The 25,797-nt window shown below is 32.4% G+C and carries 28 protein-coding genes; 15 read left to right on the top strand and 13 right to left on the bottom strand.

Annotated elements, in window-relative coordinates; all coding sequences use genetic code 11:
* The first annotated feature begins 36 nt into the window (after nucleotides 1–36).
* Nucleotides 37–675 (top strand): peptidylprolyl isomerase, encoded by a 639-nt coding sequence (locus CSW08_RS08745; protein WP_317044927.1) that lies wholly within the window; start codon nucleotides 37–39, stop codon nucleotides 673–675.
* A gap of 142 nt (nucleotides 676–817) precedes the next feature.
* On the opposite strand, the gene CSW08_RS08740 is transcribed toward CSW08_RS08745, so the two are convergent.
* Nucleotides 818–1,537 carry an RDD family protein gene (locus tag CSW08_RS08740; RefSeq protein WP_106659506.1) on the bottom strand — a complete coding sequence of 240 codons (720 nt, stop codon included), beginning with the start codon at nucleotides 1,535–1,537 and terminating at the stop codon, nucleotides 818–820.
* 24 nt (nucleotides 1,538–1,561) lie between these two features.
* On the opposite strand from CSW08_RS08740, the gene CSW08_RS08735 reads away from it, so the two are divergent.
* The 6 genes from CSW08_RS08735 to CSW08_RS08710 all read left to right on the top strand — a co-directional run bounded on the left by CSW08_RS08735 (nucleotide 1,562) and on the right by CSW08_RS08710 (nucleotide 7,449).
* Nucleotides 1,562–2,536 (top strand): stage II sporulation protein M, encoded by a 975-nt coding sequence (locus tag CSW08_RS08735; protein WP_106659505.1) that lies wholly within the window; start codon nucleotides 1,562–1,564, stop codon nucleotides 2,534–2,536.
* A complete protein-coding gene (locus tag CSW08_RS08730) occupies nucleotides 2,533–3,252 on the top strand; it encodes a hypothetical protein (protein ID WP_157831447.1) in 720 nt (239 codons plus the stop codon). The genes CSW08_RS08735 and CSW08_RS08730 overlap by 4 nt, the downstream gene beginning before the upstream one ends.
* Nucleotides 3,252–4,454, top strand: a complete 1,203-nt coding sequence (locus CSW08_RS08725) for a DUF4350 domain-containing protein (RefSeq protein ID WP_106659503.1) — start codon at nucleotides 3,252–3,254, stop codon at nucleotides 4,452–4,454. Before CSW08_RS08730 ends, CSW08_RS08725 begins: the two co-directional genes overlap by 1 nt.
* Nucleotides 4,455–4,456: 2 nt before the next feature.
* Nucleotides 4,457–5,524: an AAA family ATPase gene (locus tag CSW08_RS08720; protein ID WP_203226865.1), complete on the top strand. Its 1,068-nt coding sequence runs from the start codon at nucleotides 4,457–4,459 to the stop codon at nucleotides 5,522–5,524.
* A gap of 105 nt (nucleotides 5,525–5,629) precedes the next feature.
* Nucleotides 5,630–5,986 carry a DUF805 domain-containing protein gene (locus CSW08_RS08715; protein ID WP_106659502.1) on the top strand — a complete coding sequence of 119 codons (357 nt, stop codon included), beginning with the start codon at nucleotides 5,630–5,632 and terminating at the stop codon, nucleotides 5,984–5,986.
* A 131-nt stretch (nucleotides 5,987–6,117) separates the two neighbouring features.
* Nucleotides 6,118–7,449: a DUF58 domain-containing protein gene (locus CSW08_RS08710; RefSeq protein ID WP_203226864.1), complete on the top strand. Its 1,332-nt coding sequence runs from the start codon at nucleotides 6,118–6,120 to the stop codon at nucleotides 7,447–7,449.
* A 65-nt stretch (nucleotides 7,450–7,514) separates the two neighbouring features.
* On the opposite strand, the gene CSW08_RS08705 is transcribed toward CSW08_RS08710, so the two are convergent.
* Entirely contained in the window at nucleotides 7,515–7,994 is a 480-nt protein-coding gene (locus CSW08_RS08705; protein WP_106659501.1) for a Dps family protein, read from the bottom strand.
* 104 nt (nucleotides 7,995–8,098) lie between these two features.
* Here CSW08_RS08705 and CSW08_RS08700 point away from each other — a divergent pair, with 104 nt between their 5' ends.
* Nucleotides 8,099–9,040 carry a LysR substrate-binding domain-containing protein gene (locus tag CSW08_RS08700; protein WP_106659500.1) on the top strand — a complete coding sequence of 314 codons (942 nt, stop codon included), beginning with the start codon at nucleotides 8,099–8,101 and terminating at the stop codon, nucleotides 9,038–9,040.
* A gap of 26 nt (nucleotides 9,041–9,066) precedes the next feature.
* On the opposite strand, the gene CSW08_RS08695 is transcribed toward CSW08_RS08700, so the two are convergent.
* The 3 genes from CSW08_RS08695 to CSW08_RS08685 form a co-directional block, all read right to left on the bottom strand.
* Complete coding sequence (locus CSW08_RS08695; protein WP_106659499.1) at nucleotides 9,067–9,264, bottom strand: hypothetical protein; 198 nt, start codon at nucleotides 9,262–9,264, stop codon at nucleotides 9,067–9,069.
* A 125-nt stretch (nucleotides 9,265–9,389) separates the two neighbouring features.
* On the bottom strand, nucleotides 9,390–10,190 hold the full coding sequence (locus CSW08_RS08690; RefSeq protein WP_106659498.1) for a TIGR00266 family protein: 801 nt from the start codon (nucleotides 10,188–10,190) through the stop codon (nucleotides 9,390–9,392).
* Nucleotides 10,191–10,330: 140 nt separating this feature from the next.
* Nucleotides 10,331–10,783, bottom strand: coding sequence for a DUF4442 domain-containing protein (locus tag CSW08_RS08685; RefSeq protein WP_106659497.1), 453 nt, complete (start codon nucleotides 10,781–10,783; stop codon nucleotides 10,331–10,333).
* A 169-nt stretch (nucleotides 10,784–10,952) separates the two neighbouring features.
* Here CSW08_RS08685 and CSW08_RS08680 point away from each other — a divergent pair, with 169 nt between their 5' ends.
* The 6 genes from CSW08_RS08680 (at nucleotide 10,953) to CSW08_RS18085 (ending at nucleotide 15,476) form a co-directional block, all read left to right on the top strand.
* Nucleotides 10,953–11,399 carry a DUF4870 domain-containing protein gene (locus CSW08_RS08680; protein WP_106659496.1) on the top strand — a complete coding sequence of 149 codons (447 nt, stop codon included), beginning with the start codon at nucleotides 10,953–10,955 and terminating at the stop codon, nucleotides 11,397–11,399.
* Between the two features lie 168 nt (nucleotides 11,400–11,567).
* Nucleotides 11,568–11,909: a PadR family transcriptional regulator gene (locus CSW08_RS08675; protein WP_106659495.1), complete on the top strand. Its 342-nt coding sequence runs from the start codon at nucleotides 11,568–11,570 to the stop codon at nucleotides 11,907–11,909.
* Entirely contained in the window at nucleotides 11,906–13,675 is a 1,770-nt protein-coding gene (locus tag CSW08_RS08670; RefSeq protein WP_106659494.1) for a PspC domain-containing protein, read from the top strand. The genes CSW08_RS08675 and CSW08_RS08670 overlap by 4 nt, the downstream gene beginning before the upstream one ends.
* 114 nt (nucleotides 13,676–13,789) lie before the next feature.
* A complete protein-coding gene (locus CSW08_RS08665; protein ID WP_106659493.1) occupies nucleotides 13,790–14,572 on the top strand; it encodes a head GIN domain-containing protein in 783 nt (260 codons plus the stop codon).
* A gap of 146 nt (nucleotides 14,573–14,718) precedes the next feature.
* Nucleotides 14,719–15,189: an arsenate reductase family protein gene (locus tag CSW08_RS08660; protein ID WP_106659492.1), complete on the top strand. Its 471-nt coding sequence runs from the start codon at nucleotides 14,719–14,721 to the stop codon at nucleotides 15,187–15,189.
* A 110-nt stretch (nucleotides 15,190–15,299) separates the two neighbouring features.
* Entirely contained in the window at nucleotides 15,300–15,476 is a 177-nt protein-coding gene (locus CSW08_RS18085; RefSeq protein WP_157831446.1) for a hypothetical protein, read from the top strand.
* Between the two features lie 77 nt (nucleotides 15,477–15,553).
* On the opposite strand, the gene CSW08_RS08655 is transcribed toward CSW08_RS18085, so the two are convergent.
* The 8 genes from CSW08_RS08655 to CSW08_RS08620 all read right to left on the bottom strand — a co-directional run bounded on the left by CSW08_RS08655 (nucleotide 15,554) and on the right by CSW08_RS08620 (nucleotide 23,191).
* The gene (locus CSW08_RS08655) at nucleotides 15,554–16,132 is read right to left on the bottom strand and encodes a YceI family protein (protein ID WP_157831445.1); all 579 of its coding nucleotides are present in this window, start codon (nucleotides 16,130–16,132) and stop codon (nucleotides 15,554–15,556) included.
* Nucleotides 16,133–16,253: 121 nt separating this feature from the next.
* Nucleotides 16,254–17,528, bottom strand: coding sequence for a hypothetical protein (locus tag CSW08_RS08650; RefSeq protein WP_106659490.1), 1,275 nt, complete (start codon nucleotides 17,526–17,528; stop codon nucleotides 16,254–16,256).
* Nucleotides 17,529–17,566: 38 nt separating this feature from the next.
* On the bottom strand, nucleotides 17,567–18,151 hold the full coding sequence (locus CSW08_RS08645; protein ID WP_106659489.1) for a YceI family protein: 585 nt from the start codon (nucleotides 18,149–18,151) through the stop codon (nucleotides 17,567–17,569).
* A 338-nt stretch (nucleotides 18,152–18,489) separates the two neighbouring features.
* Nucleotides 18,490–19,689, bottom strand: a complete 1,200-nt coding sequence (locus tag CSW08_RS08640) for a sensor histidine kinase (RefSeq protein WP_106659488.1) — start codon at nucleotides 19,687–19,689, stop codon at nucleotides 18,490–18,492.
* A gap of 71 nt (nucleotides 19,690–19,760) precedes the next feature.
* Nucleotides 19,761–20,228, bottom strand: a complete 468-nt coding sequence (locus CSW08_RS08635; protein ID WP_106659487.1) for an OsmC family protein — start codon at nucleotides 20,226–20,228, stop codon at nucleotides 19,761–19,763.
* A gap of 56 nt (nucleotides 20,229–20,284) precedes the next feature.
* Nucleotides 20,285–21,388, bottom strand: coding sequence for a zinc-dependent alcohol dehydrogenase family protein (locus tag CSW08_RS08630; protein ID WP_238987230.1), 1,104 nt, complete (start codon nucleotides 21,386–21,388; stop codon nucleotides 20,285–20,287).
* A 743-nt stretch (nucleotides 21,389–22,131) separates the two neighbouring features.
* Entirely contained in the window at nucleotides 22,132–22,692 is a 561-nt protein-coding gene (locus CSW08_RS08625; protein WP_106659486.1) for a helix-turn-helix domain-containing protein, read from the bottom strand.
* Nucleotides 22,693–22,837: 145 nt separating this feature from the next.
* A complete protein-coding gene (locus tag CSW08_RS08620) occupies nucleotides 22,838–23,191 on the bottom strand; it encodes a cupin domain-containing protein (protein WP_106659485.1) in 354 nt (117 codons plus the stop codon).
* Between the two features lie 1,004 nt (nucleotides 23,192–24,195).
* On the opposite strand from CSW08_RS08620, the gene CSW08_RS08615 reads away from it, so the two are divergent.
* Nucleotides 24,196–25,494, top strand: coding sequence for an alpha-L-fucosidase (locus CSW08_RS08615; RefSeq protein ID WP_106659484.1), 1,299 nt, complete (start codon nucleotides 24,196–24,198; stop codon nucleotides 25,492–25,494).
* Nucleotides 25,495–25,797: the final 303 nt, after the last annotated feature.

The raw sequence follows: 25,797 nt of genomic DNA, 5'->3' as shown, positions 1-25,797 counted from the left end.
TTTCTGAATTGTGAAGATAAACAATCAAAAAAGAAAATGGATACGAATGTTATTGAAACTAAAGATACACTTTCTAAAAAAACACCTATTAAAGATATAACCAAAGCACCTGAAAGCAATTTCCCTGTTTTAGATGACAAAAATGCTGTGCCTTTTTTTGCTGAATATGATAAAAAACACAAAGAAAATAAAGTGCGTATCACCACCGATTTTGGTGATATTGACATCTTTCTGTATAATGACACTAAATACCATCGTTCTAATTTTATCTATTTAACAAAACGCCAGTATTTTGATGGTACACAATTTTACCGAGTAATTGATAATTATATAGTACAGGCAGGCAATAGTGATGATAAAAAAACAGCCAAAAAACGTAATGAAATAGGCCTATACTTACTGCCTACCGATACTAAAAAAGGCTACAAACACGACCGAGGTGTTATTTCTATGCCCAGTAGCGATATTGATAACCCTTATAAATTAGCATCGCCTTACGAGTTTTTTATTGTACAACAACAAGGTGGTGCACATTTTTTAGATGGTGATTATACCATTTTTGGTGAAGTCACCAAAGGCATGGATGTGATTGACAAGATTGCTGCTGTTGAAACCGATGATGGTGATTGGCCTTTAGAAAACATCTATATTAGAAAAGTAGAGATTATTGAATAGTTGTTGGGTGTTAGCTGTTAGATGTTAGATGTTAGATGTTAGATGTTAGATGTTAGATGTTAGATGTTAGATGTTAGATGTTAGATGTTAGATGTTAGCAAAATTATTTTTTTTAACTCATAACTCTTAACTTTTAACTAAATCACATATCCTGCGTGTAATAATTATAATCCTTTAAAACCACGTCTATAAACTCCATATCCGTTTTTTGTTTCATTTCCTTAATATCGGTAACCTCCATGATTTTTGAACGCAATTTTATTAAGGTTTGATAATCTTTAGTTGTTTTGGCAGAGGCGAAGGTCTCTTTGATGATACGAGCATCGTTATCGGATAATTTAATAACGTTCAGGTAGGTTGGTTTATAATCTTCCCTTAAATTTTCCAGAATGGTATGGTTAATAGTAACATTGTCCTTTAAATTTATAACGGCTGTTCCCGCAGCCATATCCCCCAATCGCTGTGTTTTATTATTGAACAACATCACAAAAAATCCCAAACCAATCATATAAATATCCACGATCCTAAAAAACCACCGTACCAAATAATCTGATATGGAGGCTTGGTAACCATCAATTTTTACAACCCGAATTTTAAGAATCCGTTTACCGATGGTTTGTCCTTGTAAAAAAGATTCCAAAACCAAGGTGTAAAACATAACAGGCAAACCAAGCAGGGTATTGATGCCTATTTGAGACCATTGGTCCATATTTTGAAACGCATTGAATATGTTTCCTACTAGAAGTAAATAGCCGATTTTAATAGCCATATCAATCATAAATGCCAACAACCGTTCCCCAGCTCCTGCAGCGTTAAATTTAATTTTTACATTTTGGGTCGTGTTAATTTGTAACTCTGACATTTTATATTTTAATTTATCAAATATATGAGGGAAGTTTCATTCATCAAACAAAATAAGGAAAAATGGCTGAGTTTTGAAAATGCCATTTTCAATAATGATTTCAAAGACCCCGATGAATTGGCGTCCCAATACGTTCATTTAATAAATGATTTAGCCTACGCACAAACATATTACCCTAAAAGCAAAGTCGTAGATTATCTTAATCAGTTAGCCGCTAAAGCCTATCAGAAAATTTATAAAACCAAGCGAGAGGACACAAATAGAATTCTTTCCTTTTGGAAAACCGAAGTACCATTAATCTGTTATCAATATAGAACATTTATCTATGTGGCATTTATTATATTTTCCACTTTCACATTTATCGGGGCTATTTCAGCGGCAAATGATGGTGAATTTGTACGTTCCATTTTAGGGGATGATTATGTAAACCAAACCATGGTGAATATTGAAGCAGGCGATCCTGTGGCTGTTTATAAAAGCGGTAGTAATTGGGGCAGTTTTATTGGTATTACTGTCAATAACTTAAAAGTTGGAGTTTTATCCTTTATACTAGGCGTTTTTGGCGGTATTGGCACTGTTTACATTTTGTTTCAGAACTGTATTATGTTGGGCTCTTTTCAGTATTTTTTTTACGAAAAAGGTGTTTTTTGGGAAAGTGTTCGTGGTATATGGATTCATGGTTCCATGGAAATTTTTGCCATTGTTATTGAAGCTGCTGCGGGTTTACTTTTAGGCGCGAGCATTTTATTTCCCGGAACCCATTCTAGATTTACTTCTTTTAAACACGGAGCAAAAACGGGGATTAAAATTTTAATAAGCACATTTCCTTTTACCTTTTCTGCTGGGTTTTTAGAAGGTTTTGTGACACGTTATTCTAATATGATGCCTAATTGGTTATCGGTCGGTATTATAATCATCACCCTTGGTATTATTAGTTTTTATTATTTAATTTATCCGTTTCAGGTTCAAAAAAGAATTACAAAAACCAGTCATATTTGAAATTCAGAAAATCACATATTATTCTAATCGGATTTCTTATTGTTTTCAATATGGGAAATAGTTCTGTTATGACGTTTCAAGAACCAAACACCAGCAGAACCTTTGATGCCGATTTTAAAGACCGTTATTCTGGAAACAAATATAATTATGAAGGAAAAAAGATTATCAGTAAAACACCCTCAGGTTCTGGTAATTATGAGGATTATAAAAATAAGAATCCTAAAGTAAATGTAGACGACAACGACAGCTTTACCATAAACTTGGGACCTCTAGGCTGGCTGTTTTACTCGGCTCTTTTTGCCGCTGTTGGTTATTTAATTTATATTTTATTGAATGAAGGTGGCTCTGGTTTATTTTCTTCTAAAAGACATAAGAAAATAGAAGATTTTGAAGACATCACTTCAGAAAACATTGAAAATGCAGACATCAACGCGCTTATAAACCGTGCTGAAAATAATCAGGATTACAGGTTGGCCATTAGATATTACTATTTATTAGTTTTAAAAACCTTAAATCTAAAAAACCATATTAAGTTTGAAGACGATAAAACCAATGCAGACTATTTAAACGACATTAAATCAAAACCATTTAGCAGTGCCTTTGAATACATTTCCTATCTATATAATTACATTTGGTATGGCGAATTCCCTTTAGATATCGATCAATATGCCAAAGCGAAAGATAAATTTGTAACGCTTTTAAATCAGGTAAAATAATGAAGAAAATAGGACCTATACTTCTCGTTATTACTGCTTTGGTCATCACTGCGGCCGTTGCCAGTGGCATAAAAAAAACAAAAACGGTGGATTGGGAAGAATCATTTAACGAAAAAAGCAGCAAACCTTATGGCGTAAGTGTATTTTATAATGAGCTACCTAAACTATTTAAAAACCATAAAGTAAGAACCGTTTATCACACACCAGAAAGTTATTTAAGAGCCAATTCCGAAGATGGTTATGGCGACCATATAGCAAAAGGAAGCTTTATACTTATTGGCAATTCTGATTATTTAGGTGATGAATCGGTTGATGAATTATTGGGTTTTGTTGCTGAAGGAAATACGCTTTTTATATCTGATTACTACTTTGTTCAAAAAATCCACGACACTTTACAAATAGACGTTGATTACGCTTCAACTGCAAAAGACAGCATGTCTTATATGTCGTTTGAAACCAAAAAATTAGCAAATGCCAATATTGATAAAAACGTAGGCATTAACTATTTTTCAAGTTTCGATTCCATAAACTATCGTATTCTAGGATATACAAAAACGGATGAAGAACGCATCAATTTTATTGAAGTTCCTTTTGGCAAAGGCCATATTTATCTGCATTTAGAACCCAAGGCGTTTACAAATTATAATATGCTAAAAGATGACAGGTATAAATATGCGGAAGGCGTTATCTCCTATTTACCAAATACCGATATTTACTTTGATTCTTACACCAAAATACAATCCGGTTACGGTGATGTTGATAAAAAATCGAATTTAAGTTGGTTTTTGGAGCAATTATCATTTAGATGGGCATGGTATACGGCTCTGGTTTTCACTATTTTATTTGTGATTTTTAATGCAAAACGCAGACAGCGTATCATTAAAATTATCAAGCCTTTACAGAACACGACCGTTGCTTTTGTTAAAACGATATCTCACTTATATTTTGATATTCAAGATCATAAAAACTTAATTCACAAAAAAATAACTTACTTTTTAGAAAAAATTAGAACGGATTATAATTTAGATACTTCGATTTTAAACGATGAATTTATCAGCAAATTAGCTTCAAAAACAGGCAAGAAAAAAGAAGACGTTAAACGACTTATAGATTATATAAATTGGTTAAAATCGAGAAAGGAATTTTTTGAAGATAATCTTCTAACGCTCAACAAACATATAGAAACTTTTTATTCAAACTAATTATGGAAGACAACAAAGAACCACAAGATCAAGGTTCGTATATACCAAATGAGGACATAACAGCATCTGTTCCTGTCATTTCTGAGGAAATAAAGAATGAATTACAGTTTCAAAATAGATTAGACTTAACAGAGTTGCAATACAGTGTTAATAAGATAAAAGAAGAGATTGGTAAAGTCATAGTTGGTCAAAAAAACATGATAGACATGCTTATTGCATCGCTTTTAGCAAAAGGCCATTCACTTATTGAAGGCGTCCCTGGTGTTGCAAAAACCATAACGGCCAAGCTGATAGCAAAATCGTTAAGTGTTGGTTTTAGCAGGATTCAGTTTACTCCCGATTTAATGCCAAGTGATATTTTGGGAACCTCTATTTTTAATCTGAAAACCTCTGAATTTGAGTTTAAAAAGGGGCCTATTTTCTCAAATATGGTACTGATTGATGAAATCAACCGTGCCCCAGCAAAAACCCAAGCCGCTTTATTTGAGGTTATGGAAGAACAGCAAATTACCATTGACGGCAACAAATTTATGCTGGAATCGCCTTTTATGGTTCTTGCTACCCAAAACCCGATAGAACAAGAAGGCACTTACCGTTTACCTGAAGCTCAATTAGACCGTTTTTTATTTAAAATAGATGTCGAATACCCCAATTTAGATGAAGAAATTGAAATTATTTCCAGAGAACATCAATTAAAAGAAAGAGTAAAAATAGAAGAAATCACATCATTTTTAACGGCAGCCCAAATTTCTAACTATCAAAAGTTGGTGACACAAATTTTGGTTGAAGAGCACTTGTTAAAATACATTGCTGAACTCATCATAGCAACCCGTAACAATCCATTTTTATATTTAGGAGCATCACCTAGGGCATCGATTGCTATTTTAAAGGCCAGTAAAGCATTTGCTGCTATGTCTGGTAGGGATTTCGTGACTCCAGAAGATATAAAACGTGCCGCCATTCCTGTGTTACACCACCGCGTGATTGTGACTCCAGAGCGTGAAATGGAAGGTGTTTCTAGTAAACAAGTCATCACACAAATTATTGAAACGGTTGAAATACCTAGGTAGGTGGTTGGCGTTGATTTGTTGAGGCGTTTAGTTGAACTAATTTTTAAACTTTTCATAAAATTGAAACGGTTGAAATACCGAAATAACTAACTAAAAACTAAAATTATGTTTAAAAAACCATTTTCTTTTGAAGGTAGAATCAGAAGAACCGAGTACGGACTAAGTTATTTAATTTATTTGGTAATTTATTTTGGGGTAGCCGTACTGACTGAAGTTGCTGAGTCTTTATCAGTCATATTTTTTATTATATTTTTTCCAATATTTTGGTTCTTGTTAGCCCAAGGAGCAAAACGTTGCCATGACAGAGGCAATAGTGGTTGGTATCAAATCATTCCATTTTACGGTTTATGGATGCTTTTTGGAGATAGTGATTATGGTCCAAATGAATATGGCGACAATCCTAAAGGCAAAGGGAACCATAGTGCTATTGAAGAGATTGGACAATTGGTCGAAAATGAATAATTAAACTTGCCGTTGATTTGTTGATTTGTTTAGTCGTTTAGTCGTTTAGTCGAAGAAACTATTCACCAAACAACCAGCAACCAACAAAACATCTAACATCTAACATCTAACATCTAACATCTAACAAAATTTTGAAATTTTCTAAACCATTTTACATACAACCACGATTTTTCTATGTCGGTATTGGCATTGTTGTATTATTTGGTTTAAGCTATTTTATACCTGTTTTATTTAATATTGCCCAACTTTCTTTAATTGTACTAGCTCTCTTATTCGTTGTAGATTTTCTGATTATTTTCATCGGAAAAAACAAAATGGATGCCATGCGACTATTACCCGATAAATTTTCTAACGGCGATGAAAATACAATACAACTCAATATTGTCAATAACTACCCTTTCTTAATTTACTTAGACATTATTGATGAAATTCCTGAGCAATTTCAGGTGAGGGATTTTAAACTTAGGGAAACTATTTCGCCGAAAAAATCGAAATCCATCCTATACCAACTAAGACCAACAAAACGGGGCGAATACCATTTTGGAAACCTTAATGTATATGCATCATCAGTTATAAATTTAGTCGCCAAACGATTTACATTTAATAATGGCGCTATGGTACCAACCTACCCTAGTTTTAAACAATTAAAAAAGTTCGAACTTTTAAATATTAACCAAAACTCTTTGGATTATGGGTTAAAAAAAGTGCGACGACTTGGTCATACCATGGAGTTTGAACAAATAAAGGATTATGTTTTGGGTGACGACCTAAGAACTATTAATTGGAAAGCTACAGCTAAGAAAAACCAATTAATGGTGAATCAATTTCAAGATGAAAAATCGCAACCCATTTATTCGGTAATCGACAAAGGACGTACCATGAAAATGCCTTTTAATGGTTTAAGCTTGTTAGATTATGCCATTAATGCCACCTTGATTATCAGTAGCATTGCTTTAAAAAAGCAGGATAAAGCAGGATTATTTTCCTTTTCCAAAAAGGTTGAAAATATGGTGGTTGCCGAAAGAAGGAATTCGCAAATGCAATATGTTTTAGAAGCGCTTTACAATATAAAAACCGATTTTTTTGAAAGTGATTTTAGTCGATTGTACACCAGTATAAAAAACAATATTACCCAGAGAAGCCTACTATTACTATATACCAATTTTGAAACTTTGGATGGTTTGGATAGACAATTACCTTATTTAAAAGCTATAGCTAAAAGTCATTTACTAGTAATTATTTTCTTTAAAAATACCGAGATTGATAGTTTAATTAATGAAAAAGCACTAACCATACAACAAGTTTATGACAAGGTTATTGCTGAAAAATTCGCATTCGAAAAGCGCTTAATTGTGAGCGAATTAAAAAAATATGGTATTCACTCCATTCTAACAATTCCCGAAAATTTAACTGTAGATACCATAAATAAATACCTGGAAATAAAAGCTAGAGGCTTATTATAACTCCATTAACTTATAAATATAAAAAGCGACCATAAAGGCCGCTTTTCGCTATTAATCAAATCTATTTAAACCGTTTCGTTCAACCAAGCTTTCATCATCCAGACGGTTTTTTCTTGTTCGGTTATAAAATCACTCATCATGGAGTTGGTTCCTTCGTCATTGGCTTCATCTGATTTGTCCAAAATGGCACGTTCTATTTTTAATAAACCTGACAGGGAATCCACAATTAAGGCAACTGCTTTTTCATCTTGTGAAATGTTTTTACCAATAGGTATTTTAGCATTTTCAACATAATCACTGAACGTATGAAAAGGGGTTTCACCCAACGTTAAAATCCGTTCTGCAATCAAATCAACTTTCATATTGGCATCGGTATATAACTCTTCAAACTTAACATGTAAGTCGAAAAAACGTTTTCCTTTAATGTTCCAATGGATGCCTCTAAGGTTCTGATAATATATTTGAAAATTTGCTAACAAATTATTTAAATCTTTTGCTAAATCTTTGGTTTTTGAGGTGTCTAAACCTATACTATTTACTGTCATAATTTTATGTTTTATTATTACTACAAATTTAGCTTATAATTAACGGTCATAACCATAAGTTTTATTGATAGTTTTTATATTTTTATAGTCTAAATCGATGCACAATGACAATTACACAATTATACTATGTTTTGGCGGTAGCAGAAAATCAAAACTTTACTAAAGCAGCTGAAAAATGCTTTGTAACACAACCAACCTTGAGTATGCAAATTCAAAAATTGGAAGATGAATTAAACATTCAAATTTTTGACAGGAGCAAGAAACCCATTGAATTAACCGATGTTGGTAGAAAAATCGTCATTCAAGCAAAAAACATCGTAAACGAATCATACAGAATACAAGATATTGTAGACCAGCAAAAAGGGTTTATAGGTGGCGAATTCAAACTGGGGATTATACCTACGGTCATGCCTACGCTATTGCCTATGTTCTTAAAAGCTTTTATAAAAAAATACCCGAAAATTAAGCTCAAAATTGAAGAATTAACCACCGATGAAATCATAAACAGACTAAAAGATGGCCATTTAGATGCCGCCATTGCTGCGACGCCTTTGGAAAGTGATTTTATAAAAGAGCGTGTGTTATATTACGAACCATTTGTGGGCTATATTCCTGAAAACCACAGATTACATACCAAACAAAAAATTGATACCATTGATTTAGAAATTGATGACATGCTTCTGTTGGAAGATGGGCATTGTTTTAGAGATGGCGTTATAAACCTGTGTAAAGCTTTTAAAAACCAAACTGAAGAAACCTTTCAGTTGGAAAGTGGTAGTATAGAAACGCTTATAAAATTATCGGATGAAGGTTTGGGCATGACCCTACTGCCCTATTTACATACGTTGGATTTAAACGACAAAGCCAAAAAGAATTTACACTATTTTAATGAACCTACCCCTGCCCGAGAAGTCAGCATCATATACCATAAAAGTGAATTAAAAATCCAAATTATTGAAGCCATGCAAAGTGTTATCTCTGGAATTATTAGAGGTGCCATAGCATTTCAGAATGTAAAAATTATTAGTCCGTTGCCATCCAAATAAAAAAGCGACCAAATGGTCGCTTTTCTTTATGGTTTAAGATAAATCAAACATTTATCAAGTTCGGGATTCTGCCTTATTAACGATAGAATAAACTCTTTTAGTTCTTCGATTTCATAAGGTAATAATCTTTCCACTGCTTTTTGAACTTCTTTACAGAACAGTGTCGCATCAAAACTAACTTTGTGAAGTACCGTTTTGGTGTACTCAAGCATTGCTCTAGCCATGGTTATTATCGGTTTTAGGTTTACAATAAAGAGTAGATTTGTTTTATATGATGTAAATTTAAAATTCCGTTTATAAATTTACTAAATATTTGAATATGTTTTTCTATTTAACTTAAAATTATTAGTTAAAATCTATTGTCTCCATCTAAAATATTACCCAAACCTCCCAAAATGCTACCTTCGCCTTTATCTTTTCCGCCGCCTTGTGGTGCCGATGCCAATACTCTTCCCGCCAATCTACTAAACGGTAAGGACTGAATATAAACGGTGCCCGGCCCTTGAAGTTTGGCATAAAATAATCCTTCGCCACCAAAAATGGTGTTTTTAATTCCTCCAATAAATTCAATATCGTAATCAATATCTTGGGTAAATCCAACAATACAGCCCGTATCAACCCTTAAAATCTCACCACGTTGCAATACTTTTTTAGCCATGGTACCACCAGCATGAACAAATGCCATACCATCACCTTCCAATTTTTGCATGATGAAACCTTCACCACCAAAAAGGCCACGTCCTAAACGTTTGCTAAATTCAATACCAATGCTTACACCTTTAGCAGCGCATAAAAAAGCATCTTTTTGGCATATAAATTTACCTCTATATTCGGTTAAATCTATTGGGATTATCTTTCCTGGATAAGGAGAAGCAAACGATACTTTTCGCTTACCCACCAAATTATTATAGAAAGCCGTCATAAACAAACTCTCACCAGTAAGAATACGTTTTCCTGCTCCTAAAATTTTCCCTAAAAAGCCAGAATCGTTTTGCGAGCCATCTCCAAAAATGGTTTCCATTTTAATGCCGTCGTCCATCATCATAAAACTGCCTGCTTCGGCAACTACCCCTTCCTGTGGGTCTAATTCTATTTCTACGAATTGCATTTCTTCGCCGTAGATGGTATAATCAATTTCGTGTGCTGTCATATTGTTGTTGATTTGTTTATTCGTTTAACTGTTTATTTGTTGGCTGTTTCAAATATTTGTTACACTTTTTGGTTGATTGTTTATGCTTTATGGAAAAATATAATAATTCTTCAAAAAAATCTAACAGTCTAAAAATCTAACTATCTAACCTTAATACTCCATTGAAATTTAAAAGTTGATACTTCTAGCCCTTCTTCATTAGTTCCAATGGATGTCATCCAAAGGGTTTGTCCTTCTCCCGTTTCAATGGCTATATTGATAGCATCATCAATCATCTGCCCATCATTACAAACAAACGTGATTAAACCTGTTGCCTTCTTTGTGAACGTGGATTCGTTTTTTACAACAAGCATGGATATGGGCTTACTTGATTCTTGGATTTTCACCATCATTAAAGCCCCAGTTGAAAACTCTGCCGCCATGCCCTGCACCGCCCAAAACATCGATTTAAATGGATTTTGGTTAATCCAACGATGTCTAACAGTTACAATACATTCATCCATATCAATATGTTTTGTACGAACACCACAAAAATAAGCAGATGGCAATTTGAACATGGTATATGTGTTTAACTTACTTGGTGTTATTTTCATTTAGAAATATTTAATTTTTACTAAGTTATAAAAATATTACCTATCTATAAATGTTAATGTTATGTTAAATTATACTACTATGCGTAACATAATACCTTTCTAAAGACATATATTTGCATAGGATATTATTATATGTTTTAAAAAATCACAACATCAATCAAAAAAAATCATGTTAGACACGCACCAAAAAAACATCGCCACGTTTATACACTTATCTACGTTTAGTAGGTTTGTAATTCCGTTAGGGAATTTTATATGCCCCATTATTCTTTGGATAGCCAACAAGGAAAAATCGGAGTTTATAGATAACCACGGAAAACAAGCCATTAATTTCCAATTGAGTATTTTGCTTTACACTATTATTTTAGGAACCATTTCCATACCATTTTTTATTTTCAAACTATTTCATGGCTTGGACTTTATAGATTTCAATGGTTTTAATGATTTCCATATTAGTTTAGGCAAACCCTCGCCATTATTATATATAGGTGGCGGCATAGGCGTTATAGCCGTTGTAGGTTTCATTATAGAACTAGTATTAATCATAAAAGCCAGTTTAAAAGCAAGGGATGGCGAACTTTATCAATATCCATTAAGCATAAATTTCATCAAATAACCTATGCTGAACTTGTTTCAGTATCATCATCAATCATCAATCAAAAAATGAACAGTTTCACCAAATTAAACGAAGGACTATGACACGAGCATTTCCAAAATCATCAATCAATCTTAATGCATTTTATGCGAACTGCATAAGACCATTAACAAAAAATAGTAAGGACTTATGAAAATAGAAAACACAAAAGCACAAATGCGTAAAGGTGTTTTAGAATACTGCATACTATCGGTCTTAAAAGATGAAGACGCGTATGTTGCCGAAATTCTGGACACACTTAAAGACGCCAAGTTGCTTGTTGTAGAAGGCACGATTTACCCACTACTAACAAGATTGAAAAACGCTGGACTATTAAATTACCGATGGGAAGAATCTTTGTCGGGTCCACCAAGAAAATACTACGGTTTAACAGAAACCGGCAAACTATTTTTAAAAGAATTAAACACAACCTGGAGTGAACTGCAAAATGCGGTAAACTTAGTAACAAGCCAAAAAACAACAAAAAAATGAATAAAACTGTCAACATAAATTTAGCTGGTATATTCTTCCACATTGATGAAGATGCATACCTAAAATTACAACGCTATCTGGAGTCTATAAAACGTTCATTTACAGATTCTCAAGGGCGATCTGAAATCATTTCAGATATTGAAGCTCGTATTGCCGAACTTTTTAGCGAACGTGTTATACACGATAAACAAGTGATAGGCATTAAAGAAGTTGACGAGGTTATTGCCATTATGGGACAACCCGAAGACTACCTTGTGGATGACGATATTTTTGAAGACGACCCTAAATCGACTTCATTTAAAAAATCAGCACCAAGTAAAAAATTATTTAGAGATACTGATAACTCATATATAAGTGGTGTTTCGTCTGGATTAGGCCATTATTTGGGTATTGACGCCGTTTGGATGCGTTTGTTATGGATTATTCTAACTATAGCATCTGGAGGTACCTTTATAATTATTTATATCCTATTTTGGATTTTAGTTCCAGCTGCCATCACGACTGCCGAAAAAATAATGATGACAGGCGAGCCTGTTAACATTAGCAACATTGAAAAAAAAATTAAGGATGGTTTTGACAATGTCGCAGACAATGTTTCTGAAGCAGCCAAAAATGTTTCTAAATCGGTTTCTGGTGCAGCAAAAAAAGGAAGTAGCTCCATAAAATCGAGTTCTAAAAACTTTTTTGATACGCTTGCAGACATCATTATGTTTTTCTTTAAAGTGATAGCGAAATTTATTGGTGTTCTTTTTATAATCATTGGTGCTTCTGCGCTAGTTGGCTTAATCATAGCATTATTCTCTTTAGGGGTTGCAGATATTGTACACATACCAGGCATCGATTTTATAGATATCGCTAATTCTGGAAATACACCTATATGGTTAATCTCTTTATTTGTGTTTTTTACAGTTGGCATTCCATTTTTCTTCCTATTTTATTTAGGATTGAAAATCTTAATCAACAACTTAAAATCCATTGGTAACATAGCTAAATTCACCTTATTAGGGTTATGGCTATTCTCCATTATTGCATTGGTAGTCATTGGCATTAGAGAAGCAAGTGAACATGCTTTTAACGAACGTACCGTTGAAAAACAATACCTTCAAATAAAAACCATGGACACTTTAAAGATTAAAATGGCAGAAAATGATTTATATAGAAATTCATATAGAACCAATGGCTTTAAAATTGCCAATAACCAGAACGGAGACAAAACTATTTACAGGCAAGATATCACCATTTTAGTAAAATACACAACAGATACCATTGCTACTATTGGGATTGAAAAAAGTGCTGATGGCAGAAATTATGAAAAAGCCATTACACGTGCTAAAAACATAAACTACAATTACACATTTACCAACAATCAATTGGTATTAGATTCTTTCCTTTCAACCGGTCCCGATAATAAAATGAGTGATCAAGAAGTTGTAATTACCCTTTATTTACCTCTCAATTCCGTAGCGTATTTTGATAAAAACACCAAGGATTTTTTAAATCATTATTCGAATAACGACAACATCATATCATCGAAATACACCAATCATTATGTAAAAATAACTGAAGATGGTGTTGTATGTGATGACTGTACGGGGGAAGAATTTGAAATACAAGTTGACACCCCTAATATAAAAATTGATGAGCATGGTGTTGAAATTAATAGCGATGGAAATATTATAAAAATTGATTCTAGCGGGGTTAAAGCAGAGTCTGAAGCAGTTAAAGTAAACATTAATTCGGATGGAGTTAGTGTGAAATCAGAATAGTAATTACAATTCATCACCAAAAATCAACAAATCAGATATTTAATTTATAAATCAATAACCAGTAATTAGATATTTGAACTATAAATTAAAATCAATCAAATAAAACAAATAGTTATGACAACACTCACAAAAATTATTGTAACAACACTTTTAAGTCTGTTGTTTTTCTCCTGCAACTTTGATATCAACTTTGGAGGAGTTGTAGGTAATGGAAATGTAGTAGAAGAGTCCCGAACCATTAACGGTTCATTTAATGCCATTAAGGCGACCGAAGGTCTTGATGTGTATGTAACACAAAGTGATACCGAATCCATTGTTGTTGAAGCGGACGAGAATTTACATGAACTTATTATTACAGAAGTGGTAGATAATGTTTTAAAAATCCACACTAAAAGGAACATTGGAAACGCAACTTCAAAAAAAATCATGGTAAGCTTTAAAAATGTATCGAGCATTACCTCAACCAGTGGAAGCAATGTGTATTCCAAAAATACTGTTACTGCCGAAAATTTAAAATTGGAAAGCAGCAGTGGTAGCAATATGACTTTAGATGTGGATACATCAACTTTAAAATGCAACACTTCAAGTGGAAGCAATATGACATTACAATTAAACACTAAGGTTTTAGAATGTCATTCTTCAAGTGGCAGCAATATTAAACTTACTGGGGAAACCATAAAACTTACAGCCGAAGCTTCCAGTGGTAGCAATATAAAAGCGGGCGATTTAATTGCTGAATCCAGTCGAGCAAATGCCAGCTCTGGTTCAAATATTACAATAAACACCTCAAAAGAACTTATTGCAAAGGCCAGTAGCGGTGGTGGTATTAATTATTATGGAAATCCTGAAAAAGTAGAAAAAAGTGATCATGTTTCCGGTAGCATTAGAAAGAAGTAACCTTATAAACTTATCCATTGATAAAGCTGAATAATATTCAGGCTTTTCTTTTTAATGAAAACTAAAATCCTATAACACAAACTAAAAATTATATAACACAAAAACCTTTAGATTGTTGGTAATTTATATTTATTTAATTTTAAAAAATGGGAGTATTAGCCACGAACGACAAGGAGTTGATTTACATTTATTCAGACCAATCTGATTTGGGAAAAAAAGTATTGCCCTATGCCGAGAGCAGTAATAAAGCTTTGCGTACAATTAATATTGAAAAGGAAAAAATATCAGATACTATTTGGTTGGAAATTGCAGATATGGTTAATAAACCTATATCAGAATTATTCTCTCCTGAACTTCTGGATAATCTCGGAATAGATAATTTATCGAACTACAACACAGATGATTTGCTTAAAATAGTTAATAAAAATCCTTCTTTGTTACAGCACCCCATTGCTATAAATGGCAAAAAAGCCATCATTATTAACGATCGATTTGATTTTTTTAAATTTTACAAGAAGGATGGTAGCAATTTTGACAAATCGCCAGAAGCCCTTAAAAATGGAGAACACTTAGATACTACAGGAGATGATAGCATGGATAATAAAATTAATTCTTGAAATGAAATAAATTAATAATTATGAAATGAGCATGACCGAAAATTGGTCACAATTACCAATGAAGATATGCGAATTACATATGACCTTAAAAAACAAATAATTATCTACATATGAAAATTGCAGAAGAAGAAAAAGATTTCGAATTGGTAAAAGAAAAAAACGACAAGAAAAAAAATTACATTTTTAAAAAAGATAGCACCACAAAAACAGGCTTTTATATTATTGTCGTCATATTAATAATTTTAACAGCAGTCACTATATATTATGGTTTACAAACTATGGAATAGAATATCATTTATCATTAAAAAATGAAAAGCCTAAACAATTAAATTGTTTAGGCTTTTCATATAAATTAAACTACTATCTAATATTTTTTAACGGCTAATTCAAAATTAATTTCTATTACATCTTTAACCACAATAAGTCCTAATGCCTTTTTGGGAGGATCTAAATTAAAATCACGAATATTTAAGGGTAAAACACCTTTAATAAACAATGTTCCTTCTTCTTTTAATTCTATGGGTATTGTATATGATTTTGTTACTCCGGCAATCTCTAAATCAACCAAGGCATGAATACTATTTTCATTGTTTTGGTCTTTATTTATTTCTCTTAAATTAATGAATATTTTTGGGTAGGTTTTTGTTTTTAATAATTCTTTAAAATCATTATTTATACCAGGACCACCACAATCAAAATTTACGTTTTCTAGAACTAAAGTTGTTTTTTTAAAGCTAATTTTATCGCCATGATTTTTAAAAGAAACAGAGATTGGCTTATTTAATTTTAAGACATCATAATGGCATTTAAAACTATTAACATTGGTTTTTACATTAATAAGCAATTTACTATTAGGTGCAATAATCACCGAAGTGCTTCCTACAAAAGAATCTGTGAAAGCTAACGCTGTTAAAACAGTAATAAAAATCAGTATCCTTTTCATGTTCTTAAATTTATATAACCAATGCATTTCTAAAATTAATGAAAGTAAGTCTAAAAGTGGATGAGTTTTTATTATTAATGCCCATTTATATTTTCAGACTTACTTCATCATACTAAATTATTTAGAAACTAATAACCGCTTCAGCCATTAGCCCATCAAACTGACCGCCATCAAATTGACTTGATGGTGCAAAGCCATCATAAGTTTGTTTTACATATTCCAGTTTCATCAAAATATTTTTTGTCATAAACCAGCCAGCGCCTAATTGGGTTCTTTTGATTTCTACATCAGCACCACTTGCTTCTTCTGAATCAACTACATTATAACGACCACCGATAAAAAAGTTCTCAGTTTTTCCAAATCTATAGATCAATTCGCTAGCAAACTGCTTCGCTGTTCTATCACTAACTTCTGTTGAAGCTTTACCTTTTGCTGTTTCAATAGTTCCAAAAAACTCTAACCCTTTGTATTTAATGAATGGGTTAATCATAATAGCAGATATTTCGTTTCTTAAGTTAGGGTTGTATCTACCAGATCTAAAGTCATCACCTGTTGCAGTTGCTGGTATCATAACACCATAGTAACGAGATCCTGCTCTATCTGCATTATACAAATATGAATTAGGCACATAACCAGTATTGTAAAGAGATCCTGTTAATCTGAATCTAAAATCATCAGTAATCTGTTTATCATAACCTAACTTGGCCAGGAACGATGCACCACCAGTATTTCCAGCAGCTGATTTGTTAATTGATTGGTTTAATTTACCATTCGCAAGGCCTAACATAACTATAAAACCATTTCTTCTATAGTAAAGTTCTGCACCAACTTCTGTAGTAAAAGCGTCCATAATTAAATTTCCAACAAATGGGTTGTAAATGGCTTGTGCATTATCGCTTCTTCTAAAATGGGCATCACCGTAGTTGTTTTCCATATGCCCAATTTTGATAGTAGTATATTTCATGAAATCTTCCATGAATCCCTCACTTATAAAATCTAACTTATCAATTTGAAAGTAACCACCTTTTACATAAGGTTCTGGGTGGTGACGAGAAGATAAATAAGTACGTAAGTGCATTCTAACGCCATCAAAAAGAACGACATCTAAATCTAAGTTAGCCGTTGCTAAATTAAAGTTGGCACCAATTTCTTTAAGTTCTAAACCTACCGCGCCTGCATTTTCATGATCTAAAGCTTGGTATTGGAGTGTGGATGACCCTCCTATTCTTACTTGTATATCATCGAAAGTAGAAATGGTGTCCTTTGGAGCTTCAAATACATTAACGCCTCTTTGGTCTGGTAGCCTGTAATTGTCCAAATCTCTATTCTGTCCATAAAAACTGAATCCAGTTAATACGATTCCTAGTAATATTGCTTGTTTAAAAATTGATTTCATAATTTCTGTTTTTTAAGGTTGTTATTGATTAATTTGATTTATTTAAATATGGTTGAAAATTTAATAGTGATATCATTGCCCGTAGTTATGGTACCGAACATGGCTTTTGGTGGATCTACATTAAAATCGGTCATTTTAATTTTTTTCTCACCGATTAGTTTTACACTGGCTTTTGTTGTGTTAATGGTAAAATCCAATGGAATTAGTTTCTTGGTTCCTGCAATGGTTAAATAACCCGTTGCTGTTACAGAGAATGCTCCATTTCCTTTACTAACTACATTTTTAACCTCAGCCAATTGGAATGAAATGTTTTTATGGTTGTTGGTTTTTAAAGCTTTATAAGTGTTTTTGTCCATGGATGATTTCCCACTTTTTAAACTTTCGGCAACTATGTCAATAGTTACTTTTTCTATTTGACCAGCTTCCAAATTTTTGAAACTTATTTTTCCACTTTGATTTTCAGCATCAATATGCCAATCGTGCAAACTAGAAGTTCCTAAGATGGTTAAAGTTGATTCTCCATTTGCCAAATTAAACTCTTGTGCTTGAGTTAAATTTGCTGTCATAATAAAAAGAACCATTAAACTTAAAACTCTTGTACTTATTTTTTTATAGGTATTCATATCAATATTGTTTTTAATTATGGGACAAATTTCACCACAAAGTAGATGTCAAACTATGATTTTTATCATATCTCAAAATGTTGTGAAAATGAGGGTGAATTTTAGAAGGGCGAATTGTTTGAATATATCTTAAATAGTCTTGCCTCCATAGGTTGCAAATAATTACATCCCATAGTTAAAAAAAACTGAATGACATACAATAGAAATAGATTAAAATTTTAAAGCAGAATAGATTTTCAGGGAAATCATCAAAGTAGATTCATAAAAAAACAAACATAAATTGGGTTAATGAATACAGCGATACCAATGATATCTCTCCAAGCATAATAGTTTGAATTTTATGGCAGCAGCAGAATTGTAAATTCCGTTCCTTGGTTAACTGTGCTCTTCACACTTATTTTACCACCTAATTTTTCTACTTGCATTTTTACCATATAGAGTCCCATGCCTTTTCCTTCAGCTTTGTCAGTATGGAAGCGTTTGTATAATCCGAATAAATCGTTCCCACTTTTTTCTAGATCAACGCCTAGACCGTTATCCTTAAATGTGAGACTGATTTTTTCATCAACTAAGTCGCTTTCAACTGTAATCTCTAATGGCACATGAGGTCTCCTATATTTGATACTATTTGAAATGAGGTTATAAAAAATGCTATACATGTAACCTTTAATCGTGAACATCTCATCCACTCGACTAAAATCTATTTTAAAATTGGCTTGTTCTTTTTCCAGAATGTTCCTGATGCTTACTTGAATATCACTAACAAGTTTTGAAAAATGAACCAGTTCCTTTTTTTCGTTCAATTGTTTTCCAAGACTTAAAATAAGATTCAAATCAACAATGACCTCATCCAATCTTTCCGCAGACGTGGTGAGTGCATTCATAATAAACTTCCTTTCTCCCTCTTCTAAGTCTTTATCATTTACTAATGATGTCAGACTAAGAATATTTGAAACAGGCCCTCTCAAATCATGGGAAATAATATTGTCAAAGTGTTCATGATCTTTATTTCTCTGAACCAAATCTGCTGTAATTTTTTCTTTTAGGGCTTCCTCTTCCCTTTGCTTTGAAACATCCCTAAAAACAAGTACAACGCCCATAATATTTCCTTTTGTATCCAGAATAGGCGCACAACTATCGCTAATGGAATATTCATTTTTTTCATCGCGGGAAATCAATACAGTGTCTGGAGCCAATAATAATTTTTTTCCTGTTTTAAGGACTGATTCAACAGGGCTTTCAGTTTCTTCCCGTGTTAGTTTATTAATGATACGAAAAACCTCTTTTATTGGTTTGTTTTCTGCTTCTTCTAATTTCCATCCAGTAAGATTTTCAGCTATCGCATTCATCAGTATAACGTTTGCATCCAAATCTGTTGCAATTACCGCATCGCCAATACTCTTAAGTATAACCGACTGTCGTTCTTTATCAAATTGTAAAGCAGTATTGAAATACTTTTTCATCTCTTTAATATCCGTAAATATCGGTACAGGGTCATTATATATCGGTTTTGAATTTAAAGGTTCTTTATTGTTCATGATAAAATGGGTTTAATTTTAATAGTTTTAACTTTACTGTGACATGATATCCTAGCTAATGCTTTCTTTTTTTATTTGCTTGCTATTAATATGGGTTTCACTTGAATGCAAATATCCAAAGTGATTTTTGACTTAATGGAATGTGCTATCAAACAAGCATTTTCAGCTTTTTTTATGACACGTATTGCCTTATCTCTATAAGCCTCATTATGGATCACAACAGTTGGTTTAAGCAGGATTTCGCTTATCATTAACTGACCTTCTATCATTTCCAGTGTTCCTTTTGCCTGACAACAAAAACTTGTAAATTCAAGTGTGGAATTTTCGGCTATGGCTAAAAACGTAGTCATTAAACAACCGCTAACAGCCGCCACAAACAAATGTTCTGGTGTCCATATACCTGATATGCCTTTTGCAAATTCTGGTGGTGTAGCTACTTCAATACAAACGCCATTTTTCTTATTTAATTCAGGGGAACATAACATGCCTTTACGAGTGTGTTCCCAATTTATGTCTACATTATAATAGTGTGCTTCCATTGTTCTAATATTAAAAAGGTGATTTCGATACTCCAATCATTACGTTGGAATTAATTTTAGCTTGTCAATATTATTTTCAAAGCCTTTTCTTTAGCTGCATTGCCAAACACGCTGTAAGCTTTTATAATTTCATTTAGCTTAAAGTGATGTGTAATCAATTTTTCTGGTTTGATTTTTCCTGAGGTTACTGTTTTCAAAAGCATAGGCGTTGTATTTGTATTAACAAGTCCCATTGTGATGGTAATATTCTTAATCCATAGGTCCTGAATTTGCAAATCGACGCTTTTTCCATGAACACCAATGTTGGCTACATGACCACCAGGACGTACTATCTGTTGACAGATATCAAACGTAGCAGGAGCACCTACGGCTTCTATAGCTACATCTACACCATCTGCTGTTTCTGCCATAATCTTTTTAACAGCATCTTCCAATCCTGAATTTATAGTGTCTGTAGCACCCCATTTCTTAGCTAATTTCAGTCGGTTTTCATCCAAATCAATCATATAGATTTTTGCAGGTGAGTAAAACTGAGCGGTGAGCAGTGCCGACATACCGATGGGACCCGCACCTACGATGGCCATAGTATCTCCAGGTTTTACGCAGCCATTTATGACACCAATCTCATGGCCTGTTGGCAGGATATCACTCAACATTACCAATGCTTCATCATCTATTCCTTCAGGAACTTTATAAAGACTTGTATCCGCATGAGGAATACGAACATAATCTGCTTGGGTACCATTAATTAGGTTGCCCAATATCCATCCGCCATCTTTACAATGACCATACAATTGTTTTTTACAGTACTCACATGTACCGCATGCGGTGATACATGAAATAATCACATGGTCACCTTTCTTGAAATGGTTAACACCCTTGCCTACTTCTTCTATCACACCAACACCCTCGTGTCCTAATGTAGTTCCAGGTTTTACAGACGGTGTTTTGCCATGTAGTATCCCTAAATCGGTTCCACAAATAGTTGTCTTAAGTATTTTTACTATCGCATCCGTTCCTTTTTGAATTTCAGGCTTTGGTATATCTTTATATTCTATATTATTTGGCCCACCATAAACAAGGCCTTTCATGGTGGTTTTATTTTCAGAAGAAGCACCATTTGATTGGGTTTTTTTATTAGGAATAATTGAATTTGACATTTTTAAGAATTTATGTATATTTAAATTATATGTGTATTTATATAAAGATGGCGAATTAAATCCTTTAGTGCATTACACATAAACTGAGATGTTTTGCATAAATCCCATATTTTAAAAGGTGTAGGTAATAATATTTAAATTGGATAGTTTGAAATTGCCCTTAATTTCTTTGAAGTGTTGGCACTGTTATAAGTTAAAAAAAAAGCAGACCATTAAGTCTGCTTTCTATTGCCAACTAAAATTTTTTACTTGGCTTTCACCGGACAATTAATTAATAATAGCATAACAAATTTAATCAAGAAATCACAAATTTAGTTATACCTTTTTGGGGTATATTTACATATATCACAGATTATTATAATGCAAAAAAGAGCAGTTTGCTGAATCACTGCTCTTTTATTTAGGTTAAGTTCATTCTATTACTTTGGTCTTAACTACATGTTTGAATTAGCTTTTATAATACTAACAACTTCATTAAGGCTTTTTGTAATTTATTACTAACCTTTTAATATAAATCCGTCTTTTAACAGTTTCAAATTTTAATCTTTACTGGTTAGGTTTGGGTACTACAGTTTAGTTAGGTTTGGGTACTACAGTTTAAAAGATTTGGATTTGTATATTGGAGTCACCACTTTATACTATAACTTGATATTTTCTGCTAATCTATTACGTTTAATACTGATACAAAGATGATTTATTATTGGATAGATCATGTTACATAATTTGTACAGATACTTATAGAATTACAGGTTTTCTAAATTACCTCTTCGTGTCTTTCCCAATTTTTTGTAATATGTTGGGGAATGTCCCGTTACTTTTTTAAATTGTGTGGATAAATGGGCTACACTGCTATAATGCAACTTATAGGATATTTCAGAAAGATTTAATTGATCATAAAGTATGAGTTCTTTGGCTCTTTCTATTTTATGTTTTATAATGAAATGTTGTATGGTTATGCCTTTTACTTCTGAAAACAAGTTGGACAAATAGGTATAATCATAATCAAGTTTTTCACTGATATATTCAGAATAGTTGACTTTAGGAACCTCATCGGTATAATGGACCATTTCTATGATAACATTCTTGATTTTATCAATGAGAATATTTTTTTTATCATCCAGCAATTCCAAGCCAGAAAGAGATAGATTGCGTTTAAGCTGTATTTTTTGTTTTTCAGTAATGGTCTCTACAATTTCAATCGCACCAAGGTCAATGCTCGTATAATGTAGCCCGAGTCTTTCCAATTCTTGCTTCACCATAAGCTTGCATCGTAAACTTACCATATACTTTATATATAATTTCATATGAAAGTTTTCTGTGGAATGTGTATTTATGTTGTTTAGTTGGTGAAAGGTACATTCATTCTACATCAAATGTGTTACACAACTTTCATACTTAGTTACATAACCTACATCATTACAGGGTAAAATAATTTAAAAAAACAAGAGACTAATCAAAATCCTCATAACCACTTTTTATGACTGTAGATATCATCTTAAACTGCTCGTTGGCCGTAAAATGGTGCCTTTGATTACTGGGAATAATAATACCCTTTCCGAGACCTAGTTGGTATTCAATTTTGTTAATGGTAAGATTGGCGGTGCCGTCTATAATCTGTATATAGGTATCAAAGGGTGAGGTTTTTTCGGCTAGTTCTTCACCAATATCAAAAGACAATGCGGTTATATTACCGGTAATTTTTTTTATAATGGTTTTACTCACCACAGCATTGGGTATATATTGTATGATTTCTACTATAATATGAGGAGCAGCTTTCTCCATTTCATTACCAATTGATTTCATTTTGTTGCTTTTTTATTTACTATTAATGGTTGTTGTATGCCAATGACACATACGCCTGCTTTTTATTAATAGCCTAAATAGCTATCTACAAGCGGTTTATCTAAATTTTTCATTAAACATCCTTGCAGAATAAAAAAAGTAAGCCTGTGGTAATACTACGATTTTAAATTTTAATGTTATTAAAAATACCAACCAATAACAAAATAAGGGTTGCTATAGTTAAGCCTATTAAAACAAATCTCATTATTCTATATTTTAAAAAGATTAATTCCATTTTGAGGGTTTTGATTTTATTTTTTTACAATACTCTTATTTTTTTACAATACTCTTATTGTACTCGATTACTTTGTTTTAAGATAATATAACGGTAATATCAAAATTATATATTCCTTAAAAACACGAAATTATACGTTTACTAATCTTAAGATTAATAATACAGTAAAGGTGGGACAATAATTCTATGGAATAATTACATAACATGTTAAAATCGTTACATAATCCACAGGTGTTTTTACGTGAAGTTATTCAACTATTTCTCTTTTTATGAGCTTCTTTTATTGAGCCTCTAATCTTTGTTGATTTTTTATTTAACCAAAACGTTTATATAATTCTGGTACGGCTTTTTTTAATATTTGCATCTATAGAATATAATAAACTAATCATGTCTCTCACTGCTGTGAACTTGTATTTTAATAACAAAAAAAAAAGCAGACTTAAAAGCCTGCCTTTTTAATAAATGTCAAATTAGATTATTCGAGAGAATTTTCTAACTGACAAACTAACTAACTAACTAACCAACCAACCAACCAATTGATTAACACAATAAAGATAATTGTTTAATTGTGAATTTAGTTACACAGTTTTTGTTTAGATTTACATAAATCACATATTTTAAGGATAAAAAAAAAGCAGTTTATAAAATCATTGTATTTTAATTTTGGCAAAGATTAAATCAATACAAACAGGAATATTTTAAACTATCTAATAATTTAAACACAACATATATGAAAAAAATAAGTCTCTTATTAATTATAGTATGGATATCGCATACCAACGCACAATCTAATTATGTTCCAACCACGGAAAACTTAGAGGCTAGAAAATGGTTTGACGAAGCCAAGTTTGGGCTTTTTATTCATTGGGGCGTATATAGTATTTTAGGGGATGGAGAGTGGGTTATGAACAATCAGAATATTTCGATAGAAGAATACGAAAAATTACCTTCATTTTTCAATCCGATAGAATATAATGCCGAAGAATGGGTTAAAATGGCAAAAAATGCTGGCATGAAATATATCACTATTACAAGTAGGCATCATGATGGTTTTTCAATGTTTGACACGAAATTGACCGATTATAATATCGTCCAAAAAACACCTTATAAAAAAGATGTGTTGAAAGATTTGGCGGCAGCTTGTAAAAAGGAAGGCATCAAGTTGTTTTTCTATTATTCCTTATTGGACTGGCACAATGATGATTATTTTCCTAGAGGAAATACAGGAACTGGAATCCAAGGAAGAGGAGAAGGAAAATGGGAAAATTATATCGCTTTTATGAAAGCACAATTAACGGAATTATTAACCAATTATGGTGATATTGCTGGTATTTGGTTTGATGGAAAATGGGATAGGAAAGACGCCAATTGGTATTTTGATGACATCTATAAACTGATTCATGATATACAGCCACAGTGCTTGATTGGGAACAACCATCATGAAAGCGTGTTGCCTGGCGAAGATTTTCAAATGTTTGAAAAAGACCTCCCTGGAAAATCAACACAAGGGTTTGCTAGCAAACCTGAAGATATAGGCGAGCTCCCTAAAGAAGTCTGCGAAACCATTAACGGATCATGGGGCTTTAATTTAAAAGACCGAAAACACAAAAGCAAAAAAGAATTAGTTCAATATTTGATTAAGGCTGCAGGATATAACAGTAATTTGTTATTAAATGTTGGTCCTATGCCAAATGGAAACATCCAACCTGAACATATTCAATCACTTGCAGAAGTAGGAGATTGGTTGAAACAAAATGGAGAAACCATTTATGGAACAGAAGGAGGCTTAATTCCACCAAATGAAAATTGGGTGTCTACTCAAAAAGGACAAACTTTATACCTTCATATCTTGAACACTCAAAAAAATATTCTATTTGTTCCTGAATTTATCCACAGAATAACATCTATTAAGTTATACCATAATAAATCAAAAATAAAATTCGAACAGACTAAATACGGATTATTTTTAGACATTCCATTATCAGAACAAAACGATATAGATACGATTGTAGAAATAACTTTAAAATAAGATTTCAAAATTTAGTTTAAAATATATAGTAAGATATATTTGATCTCATTCAAATAAAGAATTTTTTTAAATGAACTATCCTCGAGGCAGTCCCGTTAGTCTATCGAGATTCACGGGAAATCGAAGATTCGACGAAGTCAATGACAATTTCAACGGAAACCCCGACTCAAAACGTCGAGGAATTCTTTTCGATTAAAAGTGAAAAGCTGTTGTATTAAGTATTTCCTTAAGGACAAAATAGCTTTCCAAAACACCAATATTCTCGATCTTAGACAGCTTGAGCCTTGCTGAAAGGTGACAATA

This window comes from Confluentibacter flavum, from assembly GCF_002843175.1.
GTDB classification, from domain to species: domain Bacteria; phylum Bacteroidota; class Bacteroidia; order Flavobacteriales; family Flavobacteriaceae; genus Confluentibacter; species Confluentibacter flavum.
This window is presented reverse-complemented; position numbering and strand designations above follow the sequence as displayed.